This window comes from uncultured Parabacteroides sp. (assembly GCF_947855115.1).
Lineage (GTDB): Bacteria > Bacteroidota > Bacteroidia > Bacteroidales > Tannerellaceae > Parabacteroides.
Window position 1 is genome coordinate 1 of sequence record NZ_CANTZW010000055.1, and the last position, 7,914, is coordinate 7,914.

Annotated in this window: 3 protein-coding genes and 2 pseudogenes; 1 reads left to right on the forward strand and 4 read right to left on the reverse strand. The window is 45.7% G+C overall.

The window, feature by feature from the left end; genetic code table 11:
• Nucleotides 1–118: 118 nt before the first annotated feature.
• Nucleotides 119–634 (forward strand): annotated as a pseudogene (locus tag Q0110_RS18075) (nucleoside kinase); the annotation flags it as partial.
• 68 nt (nt 635–702) lie between these two features.
• Here the strand turns inward: Q0110_RS18075 and Q0110_RS18080 are convergent.
• The 4 genes and pseudogenes from Q0110_RS18080 to Q0110_RS18095 form a co-directional block, all read right to left on the reverse strand.
• Nucleotides 703–1,545: pseudogene (locus Q0110_RS18080) on the reverse strand (IS3 family transposase); the annotation flags it as partial.
• Nucleotides 1,527–2,048, reverse strand: coding sequence for a helix-turn-helix domain-containing protein (locus Q0110_RS18085; protein ID WP_297909848.1), 522 nt, complete (start codon nt 2,046–2,048; stop codon nt 1,527–1,529). The gene Q0110_RS18085 and the pseudogene Q0110_RS18080, both read right to left, overlap by 19 nt.
• 164 nt (nt 2,049–2,212) lie before the next feature.
• A complete protein-coding gene (locus Q0110_RS18090) occupies nt 2,213–3,937 on the reverse strand; it encodes a SusD/RagB family nutrient-binding outer membrane lipoprotein (protein WP_297909851.1) in 1,725 nt (574 codons plus the stop codon).
• Between the two features lie 36 nt (nt 3,938–3,973).
• Complete coding sequence (locus Q0110_RS18095) at nt 3,974–7,420, reverse strand: SusC/RagA family TonB-linked outer membrane protein (RefSeq protein ID WP_297909854.1); 3,447 nt, start codon at nt 7,418–7,420, stop codon at nt 3,974–3,976.
• Nucleotides 7,421–7,914: the final 494 nt, after the last annotated feature.

Here is a 7,914-nt window from a genome sequence, read left to right on the forward strand (position 1 = left end):
GAATGGCTAATGCCCGGACAATGATACGCAGATCACTGATTTCCTTCTCTGTCCAGTAATGAGTGTTTCTTGAGAAGTCAAACCCGATAGCCCCTTGTGCTTTATCTTGGAGCACTAAAGGATTTTCAAGGGAAAGAAATTAAAACTTCGAGAGAACTCGATTTTGGTGATAGAGGGTATACATGCCTTGAATCCGGAACTTACGGATAAATATAAATACCGGGTGTATGTCTCGGTCTTGACCTCTATTTCCTTGGATAACCACAACTGGATACCGACAACGGACAATCGTTTGCTACGCCGTATTATCCGGGATTACCGTTTTAGGGGATATTCTGCGGAAGAAACGATCAACCGTTGGCCTAGCGTGTGTTGCGGAGAGGATAAATGGATTTTCCCGTACCAAGAGAACGCGGATGCCATGTTTAATAGCGCCATGTTGTATGAGCTGGCAGCCTTGCGGAAATATGTGGAGCCTATCTTGGCGCAGGTTCCGGAGAGCAGTAAAGCGAACGCGGAAGCGTATCGTCTGCTCCGTTTCCTCCGTTACTTCAATTACATCCCCACAGAGAAACTTCCCGGAACCTCCTTGCTATGCGAGTTCTTGGGGGGGGGAGGAAGCTTCAAATATTAGGTGGAATCAGACTCTATAAAGCCTTTAAAAAAAGTGAAGTGACCCCAAAAAGTTGGACATGTTAAACATTATCCCGTAATAGAAAGAGTTCGGTATTGTACCGGGCTCTTTCCATTTAACCGGTTTTTGAATCTTTTATTGTTATAATATTCAATATATTTATCCAGAGCCTTTATAAAGGCTTCAGGAGATTCAAAATTCTCGGTATACATCAGTTCAGACTTCATAATCCCAAAGAAATTCTCCGCCATAGCGTTGTCAAGACAGTTACCCTTACGAGACATGCTTTGTACTATATGATGTTCTTCAAGACGTTTACGGTAGCCATAATGTTGGTATTGCCATCCTTGATCAGAATGGAGTATAAGTCCGTCAAGACTGTCAAACCTTGTGAACGCTTTATCCAACATGTCGTATATCTGTTCCATATCCGGTTTCCGGGAGATGTTGTATGATATGATCTCACCGTTGAACATATCCAATATCGGAGAAAGATAAAGTGTGACAGAACCGATTTTTATCTGTGTTATATCTGTCGCCCATTTGCGGTTGGGGGCTTCTGCCGTAAAATTCCTGTCTATTATGTTTGGGGCTATCTTGCCAACCTCACCTTTGTATGAGCGGTATCGCACCATGCGTATTTTGCTTTTAAGCCCTAAGTCACCCATAAGCCTCAGGATGGTCTTATGGTTTAGCATAAAGCCACGGTTATGCATCTCCGCTGTCATACGCCGATAGCCATATCGTCCCTTATGTTCATGAAAAATTAGTTTGATTGATTCCTTTTCATTGGAATACTTATCAATCGTTTTAAGGCGCTTCAGATGGTAATAGAACACAGAACGAGCCATCTTTTTTAACTTCAATAACAAGTCAAGAGGATAATCCGACCTTAGTTCGTCGATGGTTCGCGCCCATTCAGAAGTGCTTGGGCCTTCTTTGCCTCGACTAAGGCCTTCGCTTTTTTTAGCAGCGCGTTCTCTGCCCTCAAACGGAGATTTTCGGCCTGAAGCCTCTCAAGTTCCGTTTGCGGTTCTTTCTTTTTTGGACGTCCCATAGGTTCTTTTATTGGTCTTCCTCGGCGTTTGGACGGCGTAAGAGCTTCATAACCATACTTACGTACTGTACTGACCCAGCGTTGTAGAGCCGTCTTGCCAATTCTGTATTCTATTCTTACATGGGACAAAGGTACGCCTTTTTCCAATATTAAACGTACTACTTCTTCCTTTAATTTAACCGTAGGACGGCAATGTGGCTGTTGCTCCAGTCCAGAACGGCCATATTTGTCCCACATTCGCACCCATGCCAATATCTGAGTCTTATTGATGTGATACTCTTTCGACAAATGGGCTATTAACTCTCCTTGTTTTACCCGGCTAACAATAATAAGCCTTTGTTCGTAACTGTACTTCATAAAAAACACCCCAAAAGTTTTTTGTCTAACTTTTGGGGTGCACTTCACCTCGTCTTTTTGGAGAAATATGTACGTGTTTTTTATTTAACTCCCGTCATCTATTGGAGAGACGGGAGAAAATATGATAGGATGCCGCATTCGCATCCTCTTTTTATTCAGAATTTTTAGTTAATCATCTGATAGTAGTTCTCTTTAGCCCAGAAGAGCGGGGTATAGTAGCCGCCCAGCGTGTTATCACCCCCACAGTTTGTCGTGATGGCTTGCTGTACATTGTCTGAGTTGTAGTTCAACTCATCACTGACATAGGGGAGGCGGTGCGGAGGGGTTGGATAGCTGGATACCTGTATATCCCTTGAGAAGTACACGACTGGATAACCAGTACGGCGTGTCACGTTCCAAGCCTCCAATTCGTTCATGAAACTGAAGTTCAGCCAAAGTTGTTCGCAAATCCGTTCCTGAGTCGGTTCCCATATACTTTCCGCATAAGCCTGAATCTCGTCGCCGGTTGGTTCTTGCAACGTGCGGTAGCCTCGATAGCTATCATTCCCCTCCTTGTAAAGGGTACTGGTTTTCTTCATGTTCCAATAGAACTCTGTAGAGAGTTTGACACCTTCGATAAAGCATTCGCGAGCCTTGTTCTGGTCGGTTGCCACACCATAACCCATCAAATAGGCTTCCGCTTTGCTAAGGCTTACCTCGGCAGCATTGAGCCAGAGACTCATGATATTTTCATTGCCTTGGTACTCCTCCCAGCCAGCTACAGCCTGGGAGTCGATCTCACAGTAATAATTGGCGGTTGTGATACCACGATTGATGTATTCCTGTCGTTTCTGTTCCTCTAGGTTGGAGATCTCTGAGTTTGTCAACTTGATATCAAACGCCACATATTCGCCATCGGGATTCGGGTCGTACATTACTTGAATGCGCGGGTCTGTGTTCTTGTCGGGGATACCGTTCTCCGGGACGTTCATCACGCGTAACATGGTCTGGGAACCAGCCGCCATATTCCCGGTATGGAGAGCCTGCGACAGGCTTTTCCCATAATTGAAGTCATCCGTCTGAGTGTCGGCATTTACACCCATATTCTCCGCGTTACTTTCGATCAGAGGATATTGCCCCGGATTGTTTAGAATCTCGGCAATGGCCGCGTGGGCTTCGCTGGTGCATTCACCGTTGGTGGCGAGGTGCAGGGCGATACGCAGACGCAGGGAATTAGTATATTTACGCCATATTTCTGTATCGCCGGCAGCCACCGTGTAGTCTTGATTGGCCAAGGAGGTAGTGCTTTGTGAGTTCACTCCTCCGTTCAGGTAGTCGCCGGTCTCCTTCAAGTCGTTCAAGATTTGTCGATAGAGTTCTACGTCGTCGTCATACACACACAGCGTCTTAGCCGCGTCATAGTCACTGGATTGCCACAATGTGCCCGCTCCGTTGAATGGCACATCGCCAAACAAGGACAGCATCTCGTGTAGTTGAGCGTACACAACGACACGAGCCAAGTGGAAGAACACTTCATTGATAGACCTTTCATCCTCTGGTAGTTCCTCGTAAGTCGCTTCCAGAAGGCGGTACTGTGTCACCATGTCATAGAAATTCTGCCAATGGGTATTGTTGTATCCCTCGCCCTGCCCGCGAAAACGACCGGAAGAGTTGTTATCGCCGATTACTCCAGAGAAAAGACCTTCTGTCGCGGACTGTGTATAGTACCGATAATACATTAAGTCTGTCCAAGCCTTGGCTTTAAACAGTACGCCTGTAAATACTTGCGGGACGTTGACCTCTGTCGTCTTGGATGGATCCGCGTATTTGTCGTCATAACTTGAGTCGGAGCAGGAGGTGGAAACCAAAAGGGAAGTTCCGATTAGTAACGATGAAATTATCTTTTTCATACTGTAAAAATGAGTTTTTTTTAGTTTTTCAAAATGTTAGAAACTTGCGCGCAAAGAGAAACCGTATGTACGTGAACTAGCTGTCGAGCCGCCAATTTGTGCTTGGTAGATCCAGTTTGTACCGTCGGAAGTCTCTGCGTCAAACAACTTCAACGTACGGTAGACATAGAATGGGTTGCGTACGAAAGCGGAGAGTTGCAAGCGCTTGCAAGCGAACTTCTTTGTCAGAGACGTGGGTAACGTGTATCCTAGACTGATTTCCCGGCATTTGATGTAGCTGTTCTTTTGAATCGCGTCTTGGTAACTTTGGGACGTACTTGTACCCCAGCCGTACATATTGCTGTTCGTTTCATATTGCGTTACAATAGTATTGTTCGGTGTGCCGTCTTCCTTCACTCCAGGTAGGATTAAACCGTTGTCATACACATAATGACCATTGACCATGGTTGTCCCGCGTTCGTAATTGGAGATCTGGTCGGCAGGTACAATATGGATGGAAGACTTGTCGGAGACGCTCTCTGTATCGCTATAGTAGTAGAGACCGCCAGTCGAGGCGTCGCGTACGCCGATAGCATCCTCAATGATACCGGCTGACATCATGAATTGCCATGGTTGGTTTAATACGTCACCACCGAAACGGAAATCGAATGAAGCGTCCAATGTCCAATTCTTATAGCTCAGGCTGGTTCCGAAACCTCCTGTTACTTTCGGCATGGCGTTACCGACCTTCTTCCGTTCGGAAGAGGCAATGTACAGACCGTTGTCACCCACGATGTAATTCCCGTTCTCATCTGTTTCCCACACATAGGTGTACCAGTCACCCATCGCTTCCCCCACATGCGATTCCAAAGAGGCCGCGCCATTATCGAATGTCTGGTGGGAAAGCACATCCAGGCCATCAGCTAATTTGTTCACTCGGTTCTTGTTCCATGCCACGTTAGCCCGTAAATCCCAACGCCAATCCTTGTTCTCGATGGGCGTACCGTACACGTTCAACTCGATACCTTTGTTCTCCAGCTCACCGACATTCATCAACATACCCGTGGCACCCATGGAGGCCGCGGCTGTAGCTGTCAGGATCTGGTCCTTGATTGTATTCTGGTAGAAGTTAAGCTCCATGCCCAAACGGTTGTTCAAGAACTTATTCTCGATACCCAATTCAAATTCATACTTGGTTTCCGGTTTGATGTTTTCGTTGCCCAGCGTGGTTGGTACCGTATTCGTGATGTAGTTTTTGTCACGGGTATACGATGTTTGTTCGTAAGCCATCATAGCCATGTAGATTTCCGGGGCGTTACCAACGACACCATATGATAGGCGCACCTTTCCGTAGTCCCACCAAGTCGGTCTCTTGTCTTTCAACAGTTCTGTATAGAGGATACTCGCGCTGGCGGAAGGATACCAGAACGCATTGTTACCATGTCTGAGGGTAGAGGTCTTTTCTTGGCGGATGGACCCTTCCAAGAATCCCCAGTTGTCAAAACCGTAGCTGGCGGTCAGGAAAGCTCCTGTACGGAGCAATTGCTGCTTCGTCATCTCGGCTAGCTTTTGTCCAACGGAAGCCTCTAGGTGGAACCAATTTTCTTGCGACAAACCGTTTTGTGTTTTCACGTTTGAAAGATAATAGGATTCTTGGCGGGCGTTCCAGCCTAAGTTGGCGGTTATGTTATGCTTTTCATTGAACGTCTTGTCCCACATTAACATCACATCGCCATAAACAATCGAATAACGGCTGTTTTCGAGAGAGTACAGGTCATCATATTGTCCGTTTGTCGAGAATATGTGAGCGTTTGTCGTGTTTTCCATCAGCTCGGTCTTATCCACCGTCAAATCTGTAGCGAGACGGCCACTCAGTGTCAAGCCCGGGATGATGTCCCATGTCGGATTGACCGACCCGATGAAACGTTGGTGATCTTCCTCTTGTCGCTTACCGAATATATTCCAGAAATAACCGGAAATCATATCTTGCGAACCGCTTGTATAAAGGAGCTGTTCGTCGGGAGTCAGTGTCTCTGATACTCCTCCGTTGATGGCTGCGATGGAGTTCTGGTATCCTAAACTGGTAATAGTATGGTCGCGCAAATAAGCTACATCCGTAAAACCGGTGAACATACCGCCGAAATTCTGCACCAACCGGTTGATACGATATGGGCGGTTCTTAATGTACTGATTGGTATAGTTGGCCGTATAGTTCAACTTGATGTTGTTTGTCACGTTGAAAGTTCCGTTCAAACTGAATACGTGCTTGTTGTTGTTGGAGTTGTACTGCATCGACTTCACGTCGTTGTAGGTGTAAGAAAAGCGGACGTTGTTCTTCTCCGTGCTATTCATCAGCGACAGGTTATATGTTTGATTTACACCTGTACGGAAAATGTCGGCCCATTGGTTATGGTCGATCGGCTCATAGGCGCGCTTCGTACCGTCCCAATAATCAATCATCACGTTAGGGTCGTATTTTGCGCCGTAAGCGTAGCGGGTGGATACGTTTACCGTATGTAGAGGATTGCCGCTCCGGTCGAAATAAGTCGAATTACTAAATCCTGTCAGTGCTTTTGTGTCACTGTTACTGAAATAGTAGTTATCCAATCCCGGGCCGTATTCCTTTTGGATTCCTGGCATATAGGCTACCTTATCGAAACTGACATTCGCGCTGAAGTCAATTTGTGTGCCGCTGCCGGCTTTCCCTTTTTTCGTGGTGATCATCACGACACCGTTGGCGGCTTCTGAGCCGTAAAGGGCAGACGCTGCCGCACCTTTCAAGATGGAGATGTTTTCAATGTCTTCGGGGTTGATGTCTACCATACCGTTGGATTCGATACGTTGGTTCGCCCAATAATCCTCGTTGTTGGCATTCCCGTTACGGATAGGCACACCGTCCATGATAATGAGAGGCTGTGTGTTACCTGTGATGGATGAGAGACCGCGTACCGAGATGGAGATAGAGCCTGTACCTCCGCCCGGAGCCGAGTTGATGCGCACACCGGCTGCCTTACCGTACAAACCTGTGGCGATTGACGAGCTACCTGTCTTGGTCAGGTCTTCCGAACCGATTGTACTGACCGCATAACCTAACTTTTTTGCGTCTTTCTTGATACCCAAAGCTGTCACAACCACTTCATCGAGCTGCTCGGAGTCTTCCTTGAGAGTGATACTGACAGTAGGCTGACTATCCGTGTAAACAATTTCCTGGGTGGCATAACCTACATATGAAACCTGGATCACGTCACCATTCTTCAAACCTTCCAACGTAAAATTACCATCCATGTCGGTAATGCAACCGTTAGTGGAGCCTTTTACCACTACAGACGCTCCAATGACCGGACCATACGAGTCTACTACACGACCCGTCACTTTCCCATTTTGTTGGACGATATTCATCGTGGCAGACCTTTCCGGTACTATTCCAGCGTAAACATTACCCGTCATATTGATGGCTGTTGCTACCAACAGAAGAGAAATAAATTTGACTTCCTTTTTTTTCATATTTACTTAGTTTTTAATATATTATTTCATTCTGCAACCATGGATTTGCATGAATATTATTTCAATTTATCTGATCCTTAGATGATCTTTGGGTTTGACGTATGGCTTAAAGTGCTTGTTTAAGTTGGGGGCAAATATATAATATATAAAATTATTTAACGTATATTCAATATAGGATCGGAAAGTTTCAATTATTATCTATTTATATTGAGTTCTCCCCTTGAATAATAAGGGAGTAAAAACGAGGTTGAATTCTAGGTTTTCTCTAATAATATCTATGGAATCTTACCTGGGTTTACGAATATTAACGTACTCTTGGGTAAGTTTGTATATGCGCATAACTACTCTTATTGCGCGACCAATGTTACAAATGGAGTTTGCTTTCGTTTCACGGCAAAAGACCGGGTACTGATTTAGATCATGTTAAAGCGGCAGCTATGGATTTTTCTCTGCTCAAGGTTCGATCTGGCAAGGCAAGGTGAACCAAAAGCAAG

Excerpts from the sequence above, each read along its gene's own strand:
- Q0110_RS18085 (WP_297909848.1), bottom strand. The coding sequence starts at position 2,048 with ATGAAGTACAGTTACGAACAAAGGCTTATTATTGTTAGCCGGGTAAAA.
- Q0110_RS18090 (WP_297909851.1), bottom strand. The coding sequence starts at position 3,937 with ATGAAAAAGATAATTTCATCGTTACTAATCGGAACTTCCCTTTTGGTT.
- Q0110_RS18095 (WP_297909854.1), bottom strand. The coding sequence starts at position 7,420 with ATGAAAAAAAAGGAAGTCAAATTTATTTCTCTTCTGTTGGTAGCAACA.